Below are 21,689 nucleotides of genomic sequence, written 5' to 3'. Positions count from 1 at the left end.
TTTAAACCATAGATTGCTAAGATGAAAATAGGGCTTCAGAACCGGAAAGGCTCTCCCGGAGTCTGATCACCATTCAAAATGAGAATCCCCTTTTCCTGAGGAGCATCCGGAAGTGCGAGCTCCTTTGCGGAACAGATCATTCCGGACGATGGAACCCCACGCAGTTCAGCATCCTTGATGACCATTCCCGATGGCATAACAGCACCCGGCTTCGCCACGACGACATGCTGGCCTTCGCCCACGTTCGGAGCACCGCAGACGATCTGAAGCGTTTCCTCACCGACATCAACCTTGCAGACGCTGAGCTTGTCTGCATTCGGATGTTTTTCTTTGGATAACACATGGCCGACGACAAACTTCGGTGAAAGATCGACATCAAAGTTGAACTCTGTTCCGTTTTTCGTGAAGGCTTCCTTTAGCTGATCAAGAAACGCTTCATCTGCTTCAATCTTGCCTTCGCCCTGCAGCTGCACATATTCCGAAGCGCGGAACAGGTTAAAGCCCGCCACATCGCCGGATGCCGTATCACGGATCAGTGTGACATCACCGATCGTTTCCGACATGATTTCCGCGGGTGTATCCGGCACAAGCTGAACCATCAGCACGTCACCGACACCCGTTAGGTTATAGAATGCATTCATTCCTTTTCTTCCTTTCCTTCAGGCCGGTTTTTCGCAAGAATGAAAATCGGCTCGAGTTCTCCGTTCTCGTAAATAAACGACAGCGAGGTCACCGGTACCCGACCGACAGTAAAATAGTGCATTGTCAGCTGTGCCAGTACATCATAGCCTGTGTCATTGCGGATGTCTCCGATGATAAGGACATCCTGATGGGGCACAGAGACTGTCATGACACCCTCAGACTTCTGCTCCATCTCTTTTAGGAAGGGCTCATTCAAAATCCGGCTAGCATCGTAGCCGTCATTATTGTTTACAAAGTAATAGACGTTCCCGGCGACTTCATCCCTTTTAAAGTCAGTTGGCAGCTGCCGTACCCGGAAGCGCGCGGACTCCTTTAAGGCCTGGTCTGTCAGGCCGAGATCCTGCAGCATCGACTCATCGATCAGGCGATAGGTCTGGCCCAGGTCCAGCGCATAAAAAATACGGGTCTCCGCCGTATGTTCCGATGTCACGAACCTTTTTCCCTCTTTTGACTCTTGCGGGAAAGAGGTCGAGCGGATCACCGGATAAATCCTATCTTCACCGCTGAACCCTTCCTCTGCTTCGCGCTCCATCGCAGTGAATGTCTCATTGATCGTATAGACCGCTTCGTCCAGCGCCGTGGCCGGATTGTTTTCAATTTTCGCAAGCAGCGGCGGCAGGCTCAGCTCAAGTCCCTTGCCGAGTGTCTGATGCTTCATCCGCAGCCGGTTGTTTTGCCGGTCGAAGTCCCAGTTGAACCTGGATTCTCCAAGCCTTTGCTTTAGTTCCCGCACCAATTCGGATGCTTTCATGAACATGCCTCCTTCCCGGACAGAAGCTTCCTGTCCCGGTTTATTCCTTCGCGACCGCGCCGTCATCATACTCGACAGAACGGACAATCTCCATCATCGTCTTGAGATTCTTCCTGACTTCTCCCTCTTCAGAGAGCGTCGTGATTTTTCTTCCGCCGCTTCCGGCCACCAGTTCCACACGTTCTCCGGCCCCAACTGCCGCTCCAGCAAAGCCGAATGTGTTATGGCGCTCAAACGTACCGGTTTCGAGGATTTCCTTGGATGGGTCTGCATAAAGAAGGTCATAAAACAGCCGGCTTTCTTTTCCTTCATTAGGGTTGATGAACAGTACATATGTATCGCCACCCTTTTCAAGCACGATGTTCTGTTCATCAGAGCCTTCCTGAATCTCGAAGCCGAATGGCTTATAGAAACTGGCATTGCCGATTTCCGTGTTCGGATTCTTTGCTTTATCCTCAAACGCCTTGCCGGCAACTTCTATTCCTTCTGCGGCCCGTTCTTCGATTGTTGCCGAACAGCCGGCGAGCAGCGCCGCCAGCGTGAATCCTGCTATGAGGCGAAGCCCCTTGCCCATTTTGTTCCCCCGCTTCCGTTAGTTCATCCCCACTATTTTAAAGTTGTTCGGGGCGGCTTGCAACTTACTGCTCCGGAGCGGCTTCTTCCTGGTCCGCAGCAAATCTCCACTGGCCTGCGAGAAGCAGGACGACATGCCGGAACATCTCCGGGCGGCCGACTGTTCCGGCAGTAAAGACTCCTACCGCGCCACCGCTCTGCCGGATATCGCTTCTTGAAGTGTACTCCTCCATGACCGGGCCAAGCTCCCTTCCCATACGCACGGGTTCAGCCACTTCCCCGGGCAGCGGGATCTGGGCACCCCCTGCCGTCAACACGGTACCGTCCGGAAAAGCGAGTGCTCCCCAGTTACAGATAAAAAGCCGGCCGTCGAGTTCCTTCACACCGCCTTCAAGACCGATGGCCAGATCACAATTCTTTCCGGCCTTCAGTGCTGCAAGGGCACGGTTCCTGGCTCCTGCCAATGTTTCTTCGTCTCCAACAGGCTGACCCGGGACACCGGACTCTGTTTCAGCTCCGAATACTTCCACGTCCATGTCCAGCGAGGCAAATGCTTCCCTGACCGCCGCCATCTTTGAGCGGTTGGCAGAGCCGACGATAATTTTCATGCAGATCCCTCCGATCAATTTATTATGTAAGAAGAAAAAAGAGGCCGCATCGGCCCCTTTCTCTATTATGCCTGGCTTCGGATCGTCTCGACAGTCGTCCGGTCCAGCGATCGGACCAGCTTCACAAGAAGTTCCCGAGCTGCCGCATAGTCATCGGTATGGATGATGGAGGCCGACGTATGGATATAGCGGGAACAAATTCCGATGACGGCGCTTGGGACGCCTTCATTGGAGAGATGGACGCGGCCTGCGTCGGTCCCGCCCTGAGAAATGAAATATTGATACGGGATATTGTTCGTTTCTGCCGTATCCAGGACGAATTCCCGCATCCCTCTGTGGGTCACCATCGAGCGGTCAAAGATTCGCAGCAGCGTCCCTTTTCCAAGCTGGCCGAATTCATCCTTGTTGCCGGATGCATCGTTTGCCGGACTGGCATCGAGCGCGAAAAAGAGATCCGGATTGATCATATTCGCCGCTGCCTGCGCACCGCGCAAGCCCACTTCTTCCATGACATTTGCCCCGGAGTACAGCGTGTTCGGCAGTTCCTCGCCATGCACTTCTTTGAGGAGTTCGATCGCCAGGCCGCAGCCATAACGGTTGTCCCACGCTTTCGCGAGGATTTTTTTCTCATTGGCCATCGGCGTGAACGGGCAGACCGGAACAATCTGCTGGCCCAGCCGGATGCCGATCTTTTCGGCGTCCTCTTTATCGTCAGCCCCGATGTCGATCAGCATATTTTTGATGTCCATCGGCTTTTTGCGAACTGCATCGCTCAGCAGATGCGGCGGGATCGACCCGACCACGCCGATCACCGGGCCTTCATCAGTAATGATCTGAATCCGCTGGGCAAGGAGCACCTGGCTCCACCAGCCGCCAAGCGGCTGGAAACGGATCATTCCGTTGTCAGTGATTCCGGATACCATGAATCCGACTTCATCCATATGGCCGGCAACCATGATTTTTGGAGCGCCTTCACCGCCGTGACGGACTCCGAAAATCCCCCCGAGCCGGTCCTGGATCACTTCATCCGAATATTTTTCAAGCTCTCCACGCATATACTTCCTGACGGCGTGCTCATTGCCCGGTGCGCCAGGCAGTTCAGTCAGAGTTTTAAACATTGTGAGTGTCTCGTTTTTCATTCGTGTCGGCCTCCCCTTTTGTCGCTCTTTTTATTGTAGACGAAGGGGGCCGGGGTTTCCATAGAAACTCTTTCGGATTCCGAAAAGGCGCTTGAATGAAAACTTGCTCTATCGCCGCCCCGGTTGTTATACTTGGTGAAAATGCGGTCTACAGGAGGGAAATGGGATGAACGTTCGTGATTTTGCCATTGGTGCAGTTGCAGGCGCCGTGGCTGGTGCAGCCGTCGTGGAAGCAGTGAACCGCGCGGACCGCAATGTTTCGCCGGATAAGGTCCTTGAAAATGTAAAGAATGCTTTCAAGAAAGAAGGTCCGATTGACGGGGCCTGGATTGTCATGAAGACGGAACCTTTCCATCAGCAAGCCGTTGAGCTCGATGTTTACCGCGGTGGCTTGTCGCGTGAGATTGAAGGTTCCTACGAACAGTATGAGTTCGCTGCGGACGCCAGGACCGGCACCGTCGTTGAAATCACTAAAATCTGATGCAAGAGCGCAAGCGCCCGATAAGCAACGTACAAACTGGAGCACTGCGCAAGGAGAGGAAACACGGTGAGGAACGAACCGATGTTGACTTATCGTAGTGGAGAAGTGTGAAGTTTGCTAGTTGTTGGGCGCTGGAGCTGGCTGAGGCTGATTCCTAAAGTAAACGTTTTATCATTTCATCAGCTATAAAAAAGCTGCAGACCGGATGCCGGCCTGCAGCTTTTTCGTGCTCGTTTATTTCTTCTGTTCGGATGCCGTGCCTACCGGCGCATCGAATGGAGTCCGCTCCAGGCTGTCCGTGATTTCCTTTCCAGTTTTGTCCCACTGGATCATCCGGTAAAACGCATCATGATAAAAGATAAACCGGTACCCGTTCTCGAGCGCTTCTTTCATGAGGCGCTCTTTTGAAAAGATGGAATCCATCGGATAATCATCAAACGCCATGACCCAAAGAGGATTCTGGTGAGCATGGGTCGGCATCAGGTCCGCCATATGAATCAGAGTCTCGCCGTTTTTCGTGATTTTGATGACCGCATGGCCTGCGCTGTGGCCGCCTGTATGGACCATCTCGATCCCCGGCACGACTTCCACCCGGTCCTCAAATGTCTTGACCTGGTCCTGTACCGGCTCCCAGTTTTCCCGGAAGTATGTATTCCGCGACCGGATATTCGGTTCGCGCATTTCATCCCACTCGATCTGCGATACATGGATTTCCGCGTTAGGGAAAACGGACGCATATCCATCCCCATCAAGGCGCGTAAGCCCTGCCGCATGGTCATTATGAAGATGCGTCATGAGGATGACGTCGATATCGTCAGGCGTCAGGCCCAGTTCCCCCAAACTTTCTTCGATCCTTGATTCTCGGGTCACGCCAAGATTGCGGATCTGTTTTTCGGACAGTTTCCCGGATCCGAGCCCCGCTTCGATCAGGATGTTCTTCCCGTGAGTCCTCACGAGGATCGGCTCTGTCGCGAGCGGAATCTTGTTATCCCCGTCGGCTTCGTATTTCCTCGACCAGAGCACCTTCGGCACCGGGCCGAACATCGCGCCCCCATCCAGCCGGTTGAATCCCCCATCCAGCCAATTCAGTTCAATTCCGTGAAATTCGTAGTGGTCCATGATATTTCCCCCTATTCAATCTTACTTCCCTTCGTTCCTGAACGCGGCTTCCAGCCTGTAGATCGGCTGGCCCTTGGAGGAGAATTTCTCCTCATACTCCGTCATGATGTTCCACTCCGGCTCGTCTGCATGGAGGTCGAGCGATACGTCCGCAAGCTTCATGCCATAGTCGGTCATGTTCATGAGGGAGTACTCGAACAGTCCGCGGTTGTCCGTCTTGAAATGTACTTCTCCTTCCGGCGGCAGAATCCTTTCATACCGGACGAGAAAGTTGTCATGGGTCAGCCGGCGCTTCGCGTGGCGCGCCTTTGGCCACGGGTCGGAGAAATTCAGATAGACACGGGCGACTTCTCCAGGAGCGAAAATCTCTTCCATCCGCTCCGCATTTACATTCAGCAGGCGGAGGTTGGCAGGCTTGTCCGCCTCGGTCACCCGCTGGACCGCCGTGACGATGATGTCACGGAACATTTCAATACCGATATAGTTGATGTCGGGATTCTTCTCTGCCATTCCCGTAATGAAACGGCCCTTCCCGGTGCCGACTTCGATATGGATCGGCCGGTCGTTTCCAAATTCTTCCTCCCATCGGCCTTTTAGCCGCTCGGGCTCCTGGATGACGATATCCGGATTTTCATTAATATACGATTCCGCCCATGGTTTATGGCGTGCTCTCATATTTGATCCCTTACCTTCCTATTCGTTGTTGTTCCGCAAGCCGCCAGGCACCCGGCAGGACCTTAAACACAACCGGATGTTCCGGATCTGTGTCTCCGGCATCTTCGCCGTCGGTATGCAGCGGCACTTTGCGGTCTGCTGTCAGAGAAAATGAGCGGCCCTGAAGACTGTCCACTTCCCTGAAGACTGTATGGGCCCCGAAAAACACACTGCCGAAGACAAGCAGCAGCTTTACCCGTGAAAGACGGCTGACGACCGTCAGTTCAATAAGACCGTCAGACGGATCCGAAGCCGGTGAGATTTTCATGCCGCCCCCGAAGTACGGCTGGTTGCTGACAGTGGCGAACCAGACATCTTGGTATTGCCGCCTCTCTTCGCCGGCGCTCACCTCCAGGTTGAATGTGCGGAACGTAAAAAGTGTCCGCACAATGTAGATGGCGTAGACCAGTTTTCCCAGGCCCAGCCGGTTCAGGAGCGGCTTCAGAAATGACCGGCCTGTGTCCTTTGAGATCACCGCATCAAACCCGATCCCTGAACTGTTGACGAAAAAATCTCCGTCCGCCGACCCAAGATCAAAAGCCACGGAGTCATGGGCCCCGCCCAGATACCAGCCGATCTCCGCCGCCGAGGCAAATGAGCGAAACCCGCGGCCAAAGTCATTTCCGGAACCGGCCCCGACCGATCCGACCACAATGTGATCAGCACCGGCTGCGCCTGTGATAATTTCATGAACCGTTCCGTCTCCGCCAAATGCAATCAGAAGGAACATCCCTTCCTCCCGCCTTTCGGCAAAACCCCGGGCAATTGCCGTCGCATGCCCGGGGCCGTCCGTCATGAATTCCTGATAGGGAAAAGCTGCCGTCTCTCTGAATGAATTCCACCGCCCGAGTGCTTTGCCTCCCCGAGCGGCAGGGTTGACGATAAAGACCGCCTCCATCCGCTTAGCGCGTCGGGGCCGGCTCCGGAAGCTTCGCCTCAAATGCAGCCATCAGCCGCTGTGTGACCGGGCCCGGAGTCCCTTCGCCGATGGTCCGCCCATCGATCTCACTGACCGGCAAAATTCCGTTGGTCGTCGAGGACATGAAGAATTCATCCATCGAATACACATCCTCAAGAGACATCGGTTCTTCCTTGACTTGCTGGCCGAGTTCTTCGCAGCACTGCATGATCACGCGGCGCGTGATGCCGTTGAGGATGAAGTTGGACACCGGATGGGTGTAGATGACGCCGTCTTTCACACCGAACATATTCGATGACGAGCCTTCTGTTACAGTTCCGTCACGGTGAAGCAGCGCTTCAAAGCAGTCCGCTTCATAGGCTTCCTGCTTTGCCATGACATTGGCAAGGAGGTTCAGGCTCTTGATATCGCAGCGCAGCCAGCGGACATCATCCACGGACTTAAGCTTGGCCGGTTCCGGCGCTGCCGGGACATCCGGATACGATTTTGTGTAGGCCGTGATGACCGGGATGGTGTCCTCTCCCGGGAACTGGTGAACGCGCGGCGCGGAGCCACGTGTGGCCTGGATGTAGACGTGGCCTTCCCTAATGCCGTTTTCTTCGATCAGGCGGGTCAGTTTCGAAAGCATCTCTTCCGGCCCGTACGGGAGCGTCATCCGGATCTTCTCGGCGGACTCGTACATCCTCCCGATATGCTCTTCGGCAGTGAACATGATACCGCCATAGACGCGGATCACCTCATAGACACCGTCACCGAAGTAATATCCCCGGTCTTCAATCGAAATCGACACTTCATCGTTTTTCACAAAGCGGTCATTCATCAGATACATGGACATGTTTTTAATCCTTCTTTCATACGAATTAGTTGTTTTTGTCCGTTGGCTGTTCACCGGCTAGAGACGCAATCGCATCCGCGTAGATCGCGGCTGCCTTCACAAGATCTTCGATATCCACATATTCATCAGCCTGATGGGCAACATCCGGCCGGCCCGGGAAAAGCATGCCGAAAGCGACGCCTTTTTCAAGCGTCCGGGCATAGGTGCCTCCGCCGATTGCAAGCAGTTCCGCTTTCTGTCCGGTTTGCCGCTCGTACACTTCGCGGAGTGTACGGATCAGCGGATCACCGGCATCCACATGGTGGGGCGGGGAATCCGAAGCAATATCCATTGTGAAGCCGGATCCTTCAAGCGCTTCACGGCACGCGGCCAGTTTCTCTTTTTTCGGGTAAGTAACGGAATATCGCATGCTGGCGGAGACCTCGCCTCCCTTTGCCCCATTATACGTCAGAATCCCCGGATTGAGTGTGGTCTCGCCGGAAATTTCATCGGAAAAATCCAATCCCAGTGCCCGACCCCTGGAATCTTCACCGAAGGCCTGTGAGACAAAGGAAGCGAAGCGGGCCGATGCCCCGTTCAGATAAGGTTCAAGGAACTCCGCGAGCAGGACACCGGCATTAATTCCGTCTTCCGGTTCCATGGCATGTGCGGCTTTCCCCCGAATACTGATTGTGCAGGAATTTTCGTCGCCGTCCAGATTTCCTGTTATGCCCCGCCCGTCGAGAAACACCCGGAAGGCCTCCCCGATTTCCGCAGCCGGGACTGCCAGTTCTGCACGGGCAAGGTCGGGAACCATGTTCGTCCTGTCTCCTGAACTGAATGAGCGGAGCGGTCCGGCATCTTCGCCGGGCAAATGGGAAAAAACAAGATCCGCAATCCCTTTTTCGGCATTGATGATCGGGAAGTCCGCATCAGGTGCGAACCCCATCTCCGGCATTTCCTCGCTTTCGAAATAACGCTTCATGCAGCGGAATCCGCTTTCCTCATCTGTTCCGACAATCAGCCGGACTCTTTTGTTGAGGGGGACACCGGCGTCCTTGACCAACTTCATGGCATGGAATGCCGCGATGGTAGGTCCTTTGTCGTCAATGGCCCCTCTGCCATACACTCTCCCGGTCCGTTCATGGCCTTCAAAAGGCGGCGTCTGCCAGCCATCACCGGCAGGCACAACATCCACGTGACAAAGGATGCCGAGCAGCCCGTCTCCTTGGCCGATCTCAATGTGGCCGGCTGCACCCCCTACCTCTTTGATCGCCATGCCCGCTTTTCTGCCCTGCTCCAGCAGCCAGTCCAACGCTTTTTTCGGGCCCGGCCCGAATGGTGCTTCCAGGGTTGCTGCCGATTCATCAAGCACACTCTCGACTGAGATCAGAGTCTTCAGATCGGAGACCATCTTTTCTTCGGACTGTTCCGCTTTCCTGTTCCATTCCATGCGGCACCCGCCTCTCGTTTTTATACTGCCATTCTACACAATCAGGGATAAATTGAAAGCACGCGGCCCTTTGTTACAGTGCTGTAAAGAAGATGTAAAAAATGTTAGATGCATTGGAATAGTCAAACTATTATTGTATAATGATAGCGAGCCCTAGCTCAAAACGACAAAAGGATGTGTACGCCCTCAACCGAAAAGTATCGAGCAGCGCTCGAAGCTTTAGGTCGTCCGCTGGTCTTGCCATGGAGAATATGATGAAGGAGTGGTTGTAATTTGAAACCGACTACCGACCGGATGCTGATCCGTATTAAGGATGTTTATTTATACATCCGTGATCGCGGCACCGTAACGACCGATGACCTGGTCGACGCATTCGGCATCACTCCGCGCACGGTGCAACGAGATTTGAGCGTGCTTGCCTTCAATGGCCTGGTGAGCAGTCCAAGCCGGGGCAAATGGACAACGACGAAGAAACGTGTGAAGCTGTCTTCATAAGTGTGTACACATACTAAAAAGGACGGTCCCCGAACGAGATTCGGGGCCGTCCTTTTTTGTTTCGCCGTACTTTATCTGTTTTTCAGGGCTGCCAGTTCATCCTCCGACAACTCCCGCCAGTCTCCTGTCCCGAGAGCCGGATCAAGTTCAAGCGGCCCCATCGTCAGGCGCTTCAGATAAGTGACTTGCTTTCCCCTCGATTCGAACATCCGTTTTACCTGGTGATACTTTCCCTCTGTAATGGTGAGCTCGATTTCGGATTCGGGACCGCTTCGCAGGATGCTCAATTCCGCCGGCTTGGTCACATAGCCGTCATCCAGCTCGACCCCCTGCCGGAATGCATCGCCGTCAGCTTCGGTCACTTCCCCTTCGATCACTGCATAGTACGTCTTTCCGACATGCTTCTTGGGAGACAGCAGCTCATGGGACAGCTTTCCGTCATTGGTCAAAAGCAGGAGTCCTTCTGTGTCTTTGTCGAGCCTGCCGACCGGAAACGGTTTGAATCGGCGGTATTCATACGGGAGGAGGTCGACCACCGTCCGATCCCTTGTGTCTTCAGTCGCAGAGATCACCCCGGGAGGCTTATGCATCATTACATAGATGAATTCCCTGTAATCAACGGGGTCGCCATACACCGTCACTTCCCCGCTGTCCGGGTCGACATGGAGCGCCGGATCCTTAACGGGAACACCATCGACGGACACCGCCCCTTGCTTGAGCAGAGCCTTGACGTCCTTTCGCGAACCGAATCCTGAATTTGACAGCAACTTATCGATTCTCATTCCGGCACCTCACATTCCAAACTTTTTGGTGATCCGCTTCAGGCGGTCACCGAACAACTTCTGCGCAAGTCCCGAACGGAAAGCAAGGATTGCATATACCACGGCACCGATCACAGCTGTGATCAGTGTATAGAGGAATGCATCCCCTTTTCCGTCTGCCGGTCCGAAAAGATAGAGCCCTTTCAGCACTGACCAGGCAGCCAGTCCCATAATGGCGTTGAACAGGAGAATCAGCATCAGCCTGCGGATGACCATTCGGGACCGGTATCGGAGCGTGTAGATCGCCACGCCGATGTTCAGTGCCACGGCAGCGCCGTAGCCGATTACCGTGGCGTAGATCGCGCCTTCCGCCTCGAACATGCGAATCAGCGGGATGTTCAGGACGAGCTTCAGGAAAAGCCCGATCATCAGGTTCAGGATGATCCATTTGTGGCGGTCGATCGACTGGAGAATCGCACCCGACACCGAGTAGAGCGCAAACAGCAGAGACGCCGGCGCGTATGTCCTCAGGATATCTGCCCCCACGCGGCTTTGCTCGAACAGCAGATGATAAAGCTCGTCAGAAAGAATCATCAGGCCAGTGATCATCGGCAGTGTCAGGAACGCGACAATCTGGAATACCTGGTCGAGCGATCGGGTCATGCCGAGCCGGTCGCCTTTCGTGTAATAGCCGGTCACAATCGGGATGATCGCCATGGAGAACGCCGTCCCTACCATAACCGGAATCATAACGATCTTATGTGTGGAGAAGTTCAGCATCCCGAGCTGCCCGTCGGAAACCGATGCAAGCCCGATTGATTGCATCGCCTGGTTGAACGTAAGCATATCCACGAGCTGGAACAGCGGGTTTGCCAGACCGACCAGGACGATCGGGAAGATGTAGACGATCAGTTCACGGTACATATCCTTGAGCCGGATGTCCGCATTACCGGTGCTTTCCGCAAGCAGATTGTCCATCTGCGGCTTTTCCCGCCTCCAGTAGAAATAAAGCACGGCAAGGCCGGCGACAGCCCCGACAAACGCTGCAAATACCGCATATGATATCGCGGTCTTCTCAGAGCCTTCCGTGAAATTGAGGACAATATACACGCCGGCAAGGACAAATAGGATCCTCACAATCTGTTCGATCAGCTGGGAGACCGCAGTAGGGGTGAATTGCTGGTACCCCTGGAAGAAACCGCGCGTCAGGCTCATGAACGGCACGATAATCAGCGCAAAGCTGACGAGGCGGATGACTCCCGCGATTTCATCAACTGTGAATACCTGTTCATCACTGGCCCGGACAATCTGGGCGATCGGTTCTGCCAGGAAGAACAACAGGAGGAACGAGACGATACCGGACCCAAGCATAATTCGACGACTGGATTTGAGCAGTTTCCTGCCCGCCTGGTAATCGCCGAGCGCATTGTATTTCGATACATATCTTGAAACGGCGATCGGCATGCCCGAAATCGCAAATGAAAGCATGATGTTATAGGGTATGTAGGCATACTGGTAGAGGCCAAGGTTCTCCTCTCCGACCATTGCATAGAGCGGAATGACATACAAAAGACCGAGTGCCTTGGACAGGAACAGGCCGATCGACAAAATCGCCGTTCCTTTGACTAGATTCGATGACATGTGACCCTTCCATTCTTATAAGCTAAAGACCAGTTTACTCCGCCCGGGCCAATATCTCAAATTCTTTTGGGGGAAACGGTGTATAATGGTGGCCGGGCCAAGGGCCAGAGCGGGTAAAGACAACCAATAAAGTACGCAGCATCCGAAAGGAGCATTTTCATATGCAAGATGTAATTGTGATCGGCGGCGGGCCGTCCGGCCTGATGGCCGCAGCGGCAGCCGGTGCGGAAGGCGCCCGCGTGCTGCTGATTGAAAAAGGAAATAAACTGGGCAAAAAGCTCGCCATCAGCGGCGGCGGCCGCTGCAATGTGACGAACAACCTCGAATACGACGAAATCATCCGGCATATCCCCGGCAACGGGCGGTTCCTTTACAGTCCGTTTTCCGTTTTCGATAACCGGGATATTATCCGCTTTTTCGAGGGCCTCGGCGTGCCCTTGAAGGAAGAAGACCACGGCCGGATGTTCCCGGTGTCTGACCAGGCGATGGATGTCGTGAACGCCCTGACGGGTGAACTGAACAAACTCGGGGTAAAGGTCCGGTTTGGGGCACGCGTGGCCAAACTTCTCATGGACGACGAGCATATTCTCGGCGTCCGTCTGGAAGATGGCGAGGAGATCCGTTCCAGAGCGGTCATTGTCGCGACCGGCGGCAAAGCCGTCCCTCAGACAGGATCGACCGGTGATGGCTATCCATGGGCAGAGCGCGCGGGCCATACCGTTACGGAACTGTATCCGACGGAAGTTCCCCTCCTCTCCGATGAGCCGTTTATCCGCTCAAGGGAACTTCAGGGGCTGGCATTGCGTGATACGGCCGTTTCCGTCCTGAACAAAAAAGGCAAGACACTCGTCACCCACCGGATGGACATGCTGTTCACCCACTTTGGTCTGAGCGGACCTGCGATCCTCCGATGCAGCCAGTTCGTCGTGAAGGAACGAAAGAAAAACGGCGGCAAGCCGGTCGCGATGCGGATTGACGCGATGCCTGACCAAAACGCGGAAGAAACGTTCCAGCAGCTTGTCCGCACCGGCAAGGAAGAGCCGAAGAAAGCTGCGAAAAATCTGTGGAAAGGTCTCGTCCCGGAACGCTGGCTGCTATTCCTCATGGACCGCGCCGACATCGATCCGGCTGCCCCTGCCGGCCAGATCGCCCACGACAAACTGAGAAAACTTGCGCAATCCCTTCATGCTTTTGAAATGACCGTGAACGGCACACAGCCGATCGAGAAGGCATTTGTCACGGGCGGCGGCGTGTCGGTCAAAGAAATCGGGCCAAAGACGATGGCTTCGAAGAAAAAGGAAGGCCTCTTCTTCTGCGGTGAAGTGCTTGATATCCATGGCTACACCGGCGGCTACAACATCACATCCGCCCTCGTCACCGGCCGAATTGCCGGCATGAGTGCCGGCAAATTGGCTATAGGGAAAGAAGAAGAATAATAACCGCCCGCTGACTGTCAGCGGGCGGTTTTGTGTGCGCTGCACCATTCTATGTGCGCTCGTGCAGGTTCTATGTGCGCTTGCGGCTAACCCTATGTGCGCTCACGCTTTAAAAAGACCCGGAGCATAACGGCTCCGGGTCTGCAGTGTTCAGTTTTTATTTAGCAACAATATTTACAAGGCGGCCCGGGATGGCGATGACTTTCTTAATGTCTTTGCCTTCCGTAAGCTCCTTGACGCGCGGTTCCGCAAGTGCAGCCGCTTCGAGGTCTTCCTTCGTGACATCTGCTGGCACGACGACTTTCGAACGGACCTTGCCGTTGATCTGGACAGCGATTTCCACTTCGTCATCGACCAATTTCGACTCATCGTATGTCGGCCAAGCTTCGTACTTGATCGTGTCGCTGTGCCCGAGGATGTGCCACAGTTCTTCCGTGATGAACGGGCAGATCGGCGACAGCAGCTTGACGAAGCCTTCCGCATATTCCTTCGGAAGCTTGTCGGCCTTGTACGCTTCGTTGATGAATACCATCATCTGCGAGATCGCGGTATTGTTGTGCATGTTCTCAAGATCCTCGGTCACTTTCTTGACGGTCTGGTTGTAGACCTTATCAAGTGTGCCGTCGTTTTCTTCGGTGATCTTCGATGCGAGCGTGCCGTCCGCTTCTGTAAACAGGCGCCATACCCGGTCGAGGAACTTGCGGGAGCCGTCGAGGCCGTTTGTCGACCAGGCCTTCGACGCATCCAGCGGACCCATGAACATTTCGTACAAGCGGAGCGCATCCGCGCCGTGGCTTTCAACGATATCGTCCGGATTGACGACATTGCCCTTCGACTTCGACATCTTCTCGTTGCCTTCGCCAAGGATCATACCTTGGTTAAAGAGCTTCTGGAACGGCTCCTTTGTCTTGACGACGCCGATATCGTAAAGCACCTTGTGCCAGAACCGGGCATACAACAGATGGAGCACCGCGTGTTCAGCGCCGCCGACATAAATGTCGACCGGCAGCCAGCGCTCGGCCAGTTCAGGATCGACGATCTGTTCGGAGTTATTAGGATCGATATAGCGGATGTAGTACCAGCAGCTGCCGGCCCACTGCGGCATCGTGTTTGTTTCGCGGCGGCCCTTCATGCCGGTCTTCGGATCAATGACGTTCACCCATTCTTCAATGTTGGCAAGCGGAGATTCACCGGTGCCGCTCGGGCGGATATTGTCCGTTTTCGGAAGCATGAGCGGAAGCTCTTCTTCCGGAACGGTCGTCATAGAACCGTCTTCCCAGTGAATGACCGGGATCGGCTCGCCCCAATAGCGCTGGCGGGAGAACAGCCAATCGCGCAGCCGATATGTGATTTTCTTCTCGCCCTTGCCGTTTTCTTCAAGCCATTCAATCGCCTTCGTGATGCCCTCTTCCTTGCCGAGGCCGTTCAGGAAGCCGGAGTTCACATGTTCTCCGTCGCCGATGTAGGCTTCTTCCTCGACGTTTCCGCCGGCCACGACTTCGACGATCGGGAGGTCGAATTCTTTGGCAAACTCGTAGTCGCGCTCGTCATGCGCAGGAACAGCCATGATGGCACCCGTCCCGTACGATGCGAGAACATAGTCCGCAACCCAGATCGGCATCTTTTCGCCGCTTACCGGGTTGATCGCATAAGCTCCCGTGAAGACGCCGGTCTTTTCTTTGGCAAGATCCGTACGTTCAAGGTCGCTCTTCGTCTTCACTTTATCGATGTAGGCTTCGACCGCGCTACGCTGTTCGTCGGTTGTAATCTGGTCCACAAGCTTGTGCTCAGGGGCAAGAACGGCATAAGTCGCACCGAAAAGTGTGTCAGGCCGTGTCGTGAACGCTTCAAACGACAGAGCGGTTCCGTCAATCCCGAACTTGACCTGTGCGCCTTCCGAGCGGCCGATCCAGTTCCGCTGCATCTCTTTCAGGCTGTCCGGCCAGTCGAGGTCGTCGAGGTCTTCCAGCAGACGGTCGGCGTATTCGGTGATCTTCAGCACCCATTGGCGCATCGGACGGCGTTCAACCGGGTGGCCGCCGCGCTCGGAAACTCCATCGATGACTTCCTCATTCGCGAGCACCGTACCGAGTGCCGGGCACCAGTTGACCGGGACTTCATCAACGTAGGCAAGACCCTTTTTATAAAGCTGGATAAAGATCCACTGCGTCCACTTATAGTAGTCCGGGTCGGTCGTATTGATCTCCCGGTCCCAGTCATACGAAAAGCCGAGCTCCTGCATCTGGCGCTTGAATGTTGCGATATTTTTCGCGGTGAATTCAGCCGGGTCGTTCCCCGTATCTAGCGCGTACTGTTCAGCCGGAAGGCCGAATGCATCCCAGCCCATCGGGTGGAGTACATTATATCCCTGCATCCGCTTGAATCCGCTCAGGATATCGGTAGCGATGTAACCGAGCGGGTGCCCGACATGGAGTCCTGCGCCGGATGGATACGGAAACATATCCAGTGCATAGAATTTCGGCTTCTCAGGCTCATCGACCGTCTTGAATGTTTTGTTTTCTTCCCAGTACGTCCGCCATTTGCGGTCGATCTCTTGGTGTTTGTAGCTCATGCTTTTTTTCTCCCTCCTAAAATGAAAAAACTCCCGTCCCCAAAAAAGTCAGGGACGAGAGTCGATCCTCCCGCGGTGCCACCCACATTGACGGCAAGCCGTCCAGCTCATCCTTAACGCGGAAAACGGCACCGCCCGGCAGTTGCGTGCCGGTGATGCAGACTCGGGGGTGAGTTCGGCATGCCGATCCTGCCGGCTCTCAGCAACCGCCGGCTCTCTGGAAGGATCGGGCTGCCTACTATTCCCCTTCGACGCCCTCAAGTATTGCCATCATTGTACCCGAAACAGAGAGTGTGCCGCAAGTGTCTGCGGGACGTTTACTATATGGATGTCCGGTGTTACGATTAAGGATGTTTGATCTATTTCCCAAAATTTGCACAAATCAGTCGGGAGGCGTTCTTCTTGGACGGTAACACCCCTTCATTCCGCTCGAAAAAGATCGACTTAAAGCCGGCCACAGTTCTTCTGCTTTTCGGTGTGGTCTTTATCGCCTTCACGCTCCGCTCCCCGCTGACATCCGTCGGACCCGTCATCTCCAGAATCATGGAAGACCTCTCGATTTCCGGCACGACAGCCGGATTCCTGACCACGATTCCGCTGCTGGCATTTGCCGCCGTGTCTCCTGCCGTACCCAAGATCGCGGACCGGATCGGAATGGCGCGTAGCCTGTTCATCGCTCTCCTCATTCTGGCTACCGGGATCATGCTGCGTTCATCAGGCGGCACGGAATTTCTGATTGCCGGAACAATCCTTCTTGGTGTTGCCATCGCATTCGGCAACGTGCTGCTGCCGGGCCTTGTCAAAATGAACTTCCCGATGCAGGTAGGCCTGATGACCGGAATCTATACCGTATCCATGAACCTCTCGGCAGGACTGGCGGCCGGGGTCAGCGCGCCTCTTGCCTCTGCCACGCCACTGGGCTGGAGGATGTCCCTCGGCATTTGGGTGGTGCTTGCGGTTGTCGCGGCCATCATCTGGCTTCCACAGGTGATCAAACAACCGGTCCTTAACGCTTCAGGTTCAGCGGAAGGGCCAGCACCGAGACCACTTTGGAAATCCCCCCTCGCCTGGGGTGTCACCCTCTTCATGGGCCTGCAGTCCGTCATGTTCTTTACGACAGCAGCCTGGGTCCCGGAAGTTCTGACAGGCCGGGGCATGGATGCGGAACGGGCCGGTTGGATGTTTTCATTGGTCCAGTTTTCCCAAATCCCGTTCACTTTCATGATTCCGATCATTGCCGGCCGGATAAAAGACCAACGGATTCTTGTCATCCTCATTACCGCTGGTTATCTGGCAGGGTATGGCGGGCTGCTTTCGGAAAACCTGTCGCTTACACCTCTTTGGATGATCCTGATGGGCATTTCAGGCGGAGCTGCGTTCGGACTGGCGATGATGTTCTTTGCGCTTCGGACAAATACACCCTCCGAATCCGCTGCTCTTTCCGGCATGGGGCAATCGTTCGGCTATCTGCTTGCGTCGGCCGGTCCGGTTCTTTTTGGCGCTTTTCATGACTTGTACGGAAACTGGACAGCATCCCTCTGGATGTTCATTGTGACAATCGTCCTCCTCTGCCTGGCCGGTCTGAAAGCAGGCCGAGATGAAAAAACCGTTCCGGTTTCCCCTGAACTGCCTTGAACGAGCAATGCCCCGCCACCACGGGGCATTGCTTCTATAATGCGTTTCTCATGACGGGCCCATTCCGATGTTCGAACTCGCGTTTTCATATTAAAGAACCGGATGCCGGTGACATCACCCGGAAGGACATCCGGCGTGAACTGGATCCGGCTGAATTCAGCATCACTGACCGCCGCCTTTGTCTTGATGAGTAGTGTTTTTCCTGTGCCCGGCACATCTTCAAGCAACACATGTCTCCCTGCCCCTAGTGCGGTCAGCATCACATCCGCCTTCCAATAACTTGTTGTCATGCACGTGTTTTCCACCCCTTTCGCAGACAAAAGCCGGAAAAGTCTCCTTTTCCGGCTCTTTTTTATGCTTTTTGGTTTACTTCGCTGATGTCGAGTTCCGCTTCGGTGGAGCCAAGGATGTCGTCAACCGTGAAGCCTTCAAACACTTCCTTCAGCTTGAGTCCCTCCGTTGTCACCTCGATCACGCAGCGCTCGGTGATGATCATGTCGACAACCCCTTTTCCGGTAAGCGGAAGTGAGCATTCTTTCTTGATCTTCGCGGAACCGTCCTTGGCGGCGTGCTCCATGATGACGATGATTTTCTTGGCTCCGTGAACCAGGTCCATCGCGCCGCCCATCCCTTTGATCATCTTTCCGGGAATCATCCAGTTGGCCAGGTCCCCGCTTTCAGAAACCTCCATGCCGCCGAGGATGGCGACATCCACGTGCCCTCCGCGGATCATCGCGAATGACTCTGCGCTGTCAAAATAAGCCGCTCCGCTGATCGCCGTTACAGTTTCCTTGCCGGCGTTGATGAGATCCGGATCAACTTTGTCCTTTTCCGGATACGGCCCGATACCGAGGAGACCGTTTTCCGATTGGAGGATGACCGTTTTGTCATCCGAAATATAGTTAGCCACGAGCGTAGGCATCCCGATGCCGAGGTTGACATAGTCCCCGTCATGGATCTCTTTCTCCGCACGCCGTGCGATGCGTTCCCTCATCTGTGCTTTATCCATTCTCGTTCTCTCCCCTTTCCGTCAGCGCGTCGTAAGCCGCTCGATGCGTTTTTCCTGTTCTGCCTGGATCAGTCGCTGAACATAGATGCTTGGCGTGTGGACCGTTGCAGGATCCAGCTCACCGGCATCCACGATTTCTTCGGCTTCGGCGATTGTCACTGCGCCGGCAGCAGCCATCATCGGGTTAAAGTTCTGGGCGGTCTTGTTGTAGACCAGGTTGCCAAGTTTGTCCGCTTTTGCAGCCCTGACAAGTGAAAAATCGGCTGTCAGCGCTTCTTCGAGAACATATTCTTTCCCGTTGAAGGTCCGTGTCTCTTTGCCTTCCGCGATCGGCGTACCGACCCCCGCAGGTGTGAAGAAAGCAGGAATGCCCGCTCCGCCGGCACGGATCTTTTCCGCAAGCGTCCCTTGAGGCGTCAGCTCGACTTCCAGCTCGCCGCTCAGCACCTGGCGCTCGAATTCCTTGTTTTCTCCGACATAGGAGCCGATCATCTTTTTGATCTGGCGGTTATTAAGCAGCAGCCCGAGTCCCCAGTCATCGATTCCACAGTTATTGGAAATGACAGTCAGGTCCTTGACCCCGCTGTCCGCAAGCGCAAGGATCAGCTGTTCCGGAATACCGACAAGGCCGAAGCCGCCGACCATCAGCGTGGCGCCGTCCTTGATATCCGCGACAGCTTCAGCCGCCTGGTCATAGATCTGTTTCATAAAATCCCCCTCCGGTCCTCTTAAATGAAAGCGTTTCTAACTTCATTTAATCAGAACACTGCAAATGTTGCAATGCAATCGGAACAATTCAGGCCGAACCCCGGAAGCCCAGGATATAAATAAACCGGCAGCGGAATGCTGCCGGTCAGAATCCTATTTTAAGGGCGGTGGGCAACCGACTGCCTCGCCGCCTCCCTTTTAAGGGGGACATCATAGAAAAGGCTTGTCAGGATCGCGAAGCTGAGGATGGCGGTCAGGATGATCAGCATAATATGGGTCCCGTAAAGGTCGACCAGGACCCCGCCGATCACCGGACCGACCATGCGGCCGCCAGTCGAGACACTGTTGACGATGCCTTGATAAAAGCCTTCCCTTCCCGGCGGTGCCAGTGAGTTGGCAATGGTCGGGATGACCGGCCAGACAAACATCTCACCGAATGTCAGGATGACCATGGACGTCACGAACATCGCAAACGACTCTGCAAAGCCGACGACGACAAACGAAGCCGTAAAAATGATGATGCCGATCAGCATCTGGACCTTGAGCCGGTCCTCGAAGCGTTTGATGATCGGGCGGATCAGGGGCTGCCCAAGAACGATGAGTGCCCCATTGATCGTCCAAAGCAGGCTGTACTCACCCAGCGAGATACCGATGTCGATGGCATGGGTCGACAGGGTGGTTGTCCACTGCGAATATACCAGCCATGTCAGGAAGAACCCGGACAGCATGATCGTCAGAGAGTAGAGCGGCGCTTTTTCGCGTATCGTCCGTTTTTCTTTAATGACCGATGTGTGTGTCGCAGGATCGATTTTGAAGCCTCTGTAGGCAACAGCCGCGATCAGAAGGAAAAGAACATACATCACGGTGTTGGCCACGAAAATGTATTCAATGTTATAGGAAGCGACAAGTCCGGCCAGAGCCGGTCCGATGGCGACTCCTGCGTTGTTTGCAAGGTAGATTGAATTAAAGGCTTTCCGTCCGCCTTCAGGCCAGGCTGTGCCGACCATGGCGTACATGCTTGGAAATACGATGCCGCCTCCGAACCCGAGCAGCGCCAGAAGCCAGACGTAATGGGGCCAGTCGTGATAAAACACGAGCCCGACAAGTGCCACAAGCGAGATCAGGATGCCGGCCAGGACTGACCGGTAGCCTCCTATCCTGTCAAAAAGAAACCCGCCCAGCATATTTCCTACGATCCCCGCAGCGGAGTTGGCCATGAGGACAAGCCCCGCGACAGACAGCGACTTCCCGAGATGGTCGTGCAGATAGATGGTATTGAGCGGCCAGATAAACGAGTTCCCGACAGTATTGACAAACATTCCGATGACGAGGAGCCAGACGCTTCTTGGCATGTCCCCACCCCCTGTTTTTCATTTACAACTCAATGATTGTATGCCCGTTGCGCATGTATTTCAATACGGATGCCTGATGTTGGAACATTGTCAATCCATTGTTCAATGGAGCGGCGCCGGACAGGATGATAGGATAGAGAAAACATAGGCTTTTAAAGGAGTGATCATCATGGAACTCGGCCGTGCACTCGCGCAGGCGAGAAAATTGATGGAGCGGACCGTCCGGCCAGGGGAGACAGTCGTGGATGCAACTGCCGGCAACGGGCATGACACCCTGTTTCTGGCGGAACTCACCGGTCCGGAGGGACATGTCCTGGCATTCGACATCCAGCAGGCCGCGCTGAATGCGACGAGGGCACGCCTCGGAAAGCTGGCGGAACGCGCTGAACTGATCCTGGACAGCCATGACCATGTGGCGGACTATGCGGAAGGAGTTGTTGGCGGTGCGATGTTCAACCTCGGATTCCTCCCGAACACAGGCGATCGTACTGTCGTGACCAAGCCGGAAACGACCGTCAGGGCTGTGCATGCACTTCTCGGCCTCCTAAAAAAAGGCGGGCTGATCACAGTTTGTGTTTATGACGGTCATGAAGGCGGTGACCTGGAAAGGGATGCTCTCCTCGCATATGCCCTCCGTCTCCGGGAATCCGATGTCGACGTGGCACGTTATGAACTGATCAACCAGAAAGGACATCCGCCTTTTCTCGTCACATTCGAGAAGAAAAAAGAATTCAGTAAACCGGAACTGTTGGACTGATAGGTAGCCTCCCGTCCGCATATCCTGGAAGGACAAGGGTATAAAGGTAA

21 protein-coding genes, 1 pseudogene and 1 other annotated feature are annotated in these 21,689 nt (G+C 54.7%); of the genes and pseudogenes, 5 read left to right on the top strand and 17 right to left on the bottom strand.

The genetic code is table 11. The features are described from left to right. Nucleotides 1-35: 35 nt before the first annotated feature. The 5 genes from ytpR to AC6CHQ_RS07340 all read right to left on the bottom strand — a co-directional run bounded on the left by ytpR (nt 36) and on the right by AC6CHQ_RS07340 (nt 3,773). Nucleotides 36-641, bottom strand: coding sequence for a YtpR family tRNA-binding protein (gene ytpR / locus AC6CHQ_RS07360; RefSeq protein WP_498081202.1), 606 nt, complete (start codon nt 639-641; stop codon nt 36-38). Beyond that, a complete protein-coding gene (locus AC6CHQ_RS07355) occupies nt 638-1,453 on the bottom strand; it encodes a DUF1444 family protein (RefSeq protein WP_092051972.1) in 816 nt (271 codons plus the stop codon). Before AC6CHQ_RS07355 ends, ytpR begins: the two co-directional genes overlap by 4 nt. Nucleotides 1,454-1,493: 40 nt before the next feature. Beyond that, nucleotides 1,494-2,027: a hypothetical protein gene (locus AC6CHQ_RS07350; RefSeq protein ID WP_251238395.1), complete on the bottom strand. Its 534-nt coding sequence runs from the start codon at nt 2,025-2,027 to the stop codon at nt 1,494-1,496. A gap of 64 nt (nt 2,028-2,091) precedes the next feature. Beyond that, on the bottom strand, nt 2,092-2,634 hold the full coding sequence (locus AC6CHQ_RS07345; protein ID WP_498081201.1) for a DUF84 family protein: 543 nt from the start codon (nt 2,632-2,634) through the stop codon (nt 2,092-2,094). A 65-nt stretch (nt 2,635-2,699) separates the two neighbouring features. Beyond that, nucleotides 2,700-3,773, bottom strand: a complete 1,074-nt coding sequence (locus tag AC6CHQ_RS07340) for a M42 family metallopeptidase (protein WP_251238393.1) — start codon at nt 3,771-3,773, stop codon at nt 2,700-2,702. Between the two features lie 166 nt (nt 3,774-3,939). On the opposite strand from AC6CHQ_RS07340, the gene AC6CHQ_RS07335 reads away from it, so the two are divergent. Beyond that, a complete protein-coding gene (locus AC6CHQ_RS07335) occupies nt 3,940-4,254 on the top strand; it encodes a PepSY domain-containing protein (protein WP_092051981.1) in 315 nt (104 codons plus the stop codon). A 234-nt stretch (nt 4,255-4,488) separates the two neighbouring features. Here AC6CHQ_RS07335 and AC6CHQ_RS07330 read toward each other — a convergent pair whose 3' ends face one another. From AC6CHQ_RS07330 to pepV, 5 genes are read right to left on the bottom strand one after another with little or no spacing between them, the layout of a single operon-like run. Then, nucleotides 4,489-5,373 carry a YtnP family quorum-quenching lactonase gene (locus AC6CHQ_RS07330; RefSeq protein WP_251238392.1) on the bottom strand — a complete coding sequence of 295 codons (885 nt, stop codon included), beginning with the start codon at nt 5,371-5,373 and terminating at the stop codon, nt 4,489-4,491. A 21-nt stretch (nt 5,374-5,394) separates the two neighbouring features. Continuing rightward, nucleotides 5,395-6,048, bottom strand: coding sequence for a tRNA (guanosine(46)-N7)-methyltransferase TrmB (gene trmB, locus AC6CHQ_RS07325; RefSeq protein WP_251238391.1), 654 nt, complete (start codon nt 6,046-6,048; stop codon nt 5,395-5,397). A 10-nt stretch (nt 6,049-6,058) separates the two neighbouring features. After that, the gene (locus AC6CHQ_RS07320) at nt 6,059-6,985 is read right to left on the bottom strand and encodes a diacylglycerol/lipid kinase family protein (RefSeq protein ID WP_498081200.1); all 927 of its coding nucleotides are present in this window, start codon (nt 6,983-6,985) and stop codon (nt 6,059-6,061) included. 4 nt (nt 6,986-6,989) lie between these two features. After that, nucleotides 6,990-7,841, bottom strand: coding sequence for a D-amino-acid transaminase (gene dat / locus AC6CHQ_RS07315; RefSeq protein WP_251238389.1), 852 nt, complete (start codon nt 7,839-7,841; stop codon nt 6,990-6,992). Nucleotides 7,842-7,866: 25 nt separating this feature from the next. Next, the gene (gene pepV, locus AC6CHQ_RS07310) at nt 7,867-9,273 is read right to left on the bottom strand and encodes a dipeptidase PepV (RefSeq protein WP_498081199.1); all 1,407 of its coding nucleotides are present in this window, start codon (nt 9,271-9,273) and stop codon (nt 7,867-7,869) included. Nucleotides 9,274-9,546: 273 nt separating this feature from the next. Between pepV and AC6CHQ_RS07305 the strand changes: the two genes are divergently transcribed. Beyond that, nucleotides 9,547-9,768, top strand: a complete 222-nt coding sequence (locus AC6CHQ_RS07305; RefSeq protein WP_092051998.1) for a DeoR family transcriptional regulator — start codon at nt 9,547-9,549, stop codon at nt 9,766-9,768. Nucleotides 9,769-9,839: 71 nt separating this feature from the next. On the opposite strand, the gene AC6CHQ_RS07300 is transcribed toward AC6CHQ_RS07305, so the two are convergent. Next, nucleotides 9,840-10,550, bottom strand: a complete 711-nt coding sequence (locus AC6CHQ_RS07300; RefSeq protein WP_498081198.1) for a pseudouridine synthase — start codon at nt 10,548-10,550, stop codon at nt 9,840-9,842. Nucleotides 10,551-10,559: 9 nt separating this feature from the next. Continuing rightward, complete coding sequence (locus AC6CHQ_RS07295; RefSeq protein WP_498081197.1) at nt 10,560-12,170, bottom strand: putative polysaccharide biosynthesis protein; 1,611 nt, start codon at nt 12,168-12,170, stop codon at nt 10,560-10,562. A gap of 161 nt (nt 12,171-12,331) precedes the next feature. Here AC6CHQ_RS07295 and AC6CHQ_RS07290 point away from each other — a divergent pair, with 161 nt between their 5' ends. After that, entirely contained in the window at nt 12,332-13,606 is a 1,275-nt protein-coding gene (locus AC6CHQ_RS07290; RefSeq protein ID WP_498081196.1) for a BaiN/RdsA family NAD(P)/FAD-dependent oxidoreductase, read from the top strand. 157 nt (nt 13,607-13,763) lie between these two features. Here AC6CHQ_RS07290 and leuS read toward each other — a convergent pair whose 3' ends face one another. Beyond that, nucleotides 13,764-16,178, bottom strand: a complete 2,415-nt coding sequence (leuS, locus tag AC6CHQ_RS07285) for a leucine--tRNA ligase (protein WP_251238384.1) — start codon at nt 16,176-16,178, stop codon at nt 13,764-13,766. A gap of 47 nt (nt 16,179-16,225) precedes the next feature. After that, nucleotides 16,226-16,439 (bottom strand) — a binding site (T-box leader). Between the two features lie 141 nt (nt 16,440-16,580). Here leuS and AC6CHQ_RS07280 point away from each other — a divergent pair. After that, nucleotides 16,581-17,813: a CynX/NimT family MFS transporter gene (locus AC6CHQ_RS07280; RefSeq protein WP_251238383.1), complete on the top strand. Its 1,233-nt coding sequence runs from the start codon at nt 16,581-16,583 to the stop codon at nt 17,811-17,813. Between the two features lie 37 nt (nt 17,814-17,850). Here the strand turns inward: AC6CHQ_RS07280 and AC6CHQ_RS07275 are convergent. The 4 genes and pseudogenes from AC6CHQ_RS07275 to AC6CHQ_RS07260 all read right to left on the bottom strand — a co-directional run. Further along, nucleotides 17,851-18,103: pseudogene (locus tag AC6CHQ_RS07275) on the bottom strand (AAA family ATPase); the annotation flags it as partial. Nucleotides 18,104-18,165: 62 nt separating this feature from the next. After that, nucleotides 18,166-18,822, bottom strand: coding sequence for a CoA transferase subunit B (locus AC6CHQ_RS07270; protein ID WP_251238382.1), 657 nt, complete (start codon nt 18,820-18,822; stop codon nt 18,166-18,168). 21 nt (nt 18,823-18,843) lie between these two features. Beyond that, on the bottom strand, nt 18,844-19,530 hold the full coding sequence (locus tag AC6CHQ_RS07265; RefSeq protein WP_498081195.1) for a CoA transferase subunit A: 687 nt from the start codon (nt 19,528-19,530) through the stop codon (nt 18,844-18,846). 158 nt (nt 19,531-19,688) lie between these two features. Then, nucleotides 19,689-20,882, bottom strand: coding sequence for an MDR family MFS transporter (locus tag AC6CHQ_RS07260; RefSeq protein WP_251238380.1), 1,194 nt, complete (start codon nt 20,880-20,882; stop codon nt 19,689-19,691). A 169-nt stretch (nt 20,883-21,051) separates the two neighbouring features. On the opposite strand from AC6CHQ_RS07260, the gene mnmM reads away from it, so the two are divergent. Next, the gene (gene mnmM / locus AC6CHQ_RS07255) at nt 21,052-21,639 is read left to right on the top strand and encodes a tRNA 5-(aminomethyl)-2-thiouridylate-methyltransferase MnmM (RefSeq protein WP_251238379.1); all 588 of its coding nucleotides are present in this window, start codon (nt 21,052-21,054) and stop codon (nt 21,637-21,639) included. Nucleotides 21,640-21,689 lie beyond the last annotated feature (50 nt).

This window comes from Bhargavaea sp. GQ12 (genome assembly GCF_059758705.1).
Note: the sequence above shows the minus strand (reverse complement) of the source record. Positions and strands in the feature narration are given on the sequence as shown.

Excerpts from the sequence above, each read along its gene's own strand:
- ytpR (WP_498081202.1), bottom strand. The coding sequence starts at position 641 with ATGAATGCATTCTATAACCTAACGGGTGTCGGTGACGTGCTGATGGTT.
- AC6CHQ_RS07355 (WP_092051972.1), bottom strand. The coding sequence starts at position 1,453 with ATGAAAGCATCCGAATTGGTGCGGGAACTAAAGCAAAGGCTTGGAGAA.
- AC6CHQ_RS07350 (WP_251238395.1), bottom strand. The coding sequence starts at position 2,027 with ATGGGCAAGGGGCTTCGCCTCATAGCAGGATTCACGCTGGCGGCGCTG.
- AC6CHQ_RS07345 (WP_498081201.1), bottom strand. The coding sequence starts at position 2,634 with ATGAAAATTATCGTCGGCTCTGCCAACCGCTCAAAGATGGCGGCGGTC.
- AC6CHQ_RS07340 (WP_251238393.1), bottom strand. The coding sequence starts at position 3,773 with ATGAAAAACGAGACACTCACAATGTTTAAAACTCTGACTGAACTGCCT.
- AC6CHQ_RS07335 (WP_092051981.1), top strand. The coding sequence starts at position 3,940 with ATGAACGTTCGTGATTTTGCCATTGGTGCAGTTGCAGGCGCCGTGGCT.
- AC6CHQ_RS07330 (WP_251238392.1), bottom strand. The coding sequence starts at position 5,373 with ATGGACCACTACGAATTTCACGGAATTGAACTGAATTGGCTGGATGGG.
- trmB (WP_251238391.1), bottom strand. The coding sequence starts at position 6,048 with ATGAGAGCACGCCATAAACCATGGGCGGAATCGTATATTAATGAAAAT.
- AC6CHQ_RS07320 (WP_498081200.1), bottom strand. The coding sequence starts at position 6,985 with ATGGAGGCGGTCTTTATCGTCAACCCTGCCGCTCGGGGAGGCAAAGCA.
- dat (WP_251238389.1), bottom strand. The coding sequence starts at position 7,841 with ATGTCCATGTATCTGATGAATGACCGCTTTGTGAAAAACGATGAAGTG.
- pepV (WP_498081199.1), bottom strand. The coding sequence starts at position 9,273 with ATGGAATGGAACAGGAAAGCGGAACAGTCCGAAGAAAAGATGGTCTCC.
- AC6CHQ_RS07300 (WP_498081198.1), bottom strand. The coding sequence starts at position 10,550 with ATGAGAATCGATAAGTTGCTGTCAAATTCAGGATTCGGTTCGCGAAAG.
- AC6CHQ_RS07295 (WP_498081197.1), bottom strand. The coding sequence starts at position 12,170 with ATGTCATCGAATCTAGTCAAAGGAACGGCGATTTTGTCGATCGGCCTG.
- AC6CHQ_RS07290 (WP_498081196.1), top strand. The coding sequence starts at position 12,332 with ATGCAAGATGTAATTGTGATCGGCGGCGGGCCGTCCGGCCTGATGGCC.
- leuS (WP_251238384.1), bottom strand. The coding sequence starts at position 16,178 with ATGAGCTACAAACACCAAGAGATCGACCGCAAATGGCGGACGTACTGG.
- AC6CHQ_RS07270 (WP_251238382.1), bottom strand. The coding sequence starts at position 18,822 with ATGGATAAAGCACAGATGAGGGAACGCATCGCACGGCGTGCGGAGAAA.
- AC6CHQ_RS07265 (WP_498081195.1), bottom strand. The coding sequence starts at position 19,530 with ATGAAACAGATCTATGACCAGGCGGCTGAAGCTGTCGCGGATATCAAG.
- AC6CHQ_RS07260 (WP_251238380.1), bottom strand. The coding sequence starts at position 20,882 with ATGCCAAGAAGCGTCTGGCTCCTCGTCATCGGAATGTTTGTCAATACT.
- mnmM (WP_251238379.1), top strand. The coding sequence starts at position 21,052 with ATGGAACTCGGCCGTGCACTCGCGCAGGCGAGAAAATTGATGGAGCGG.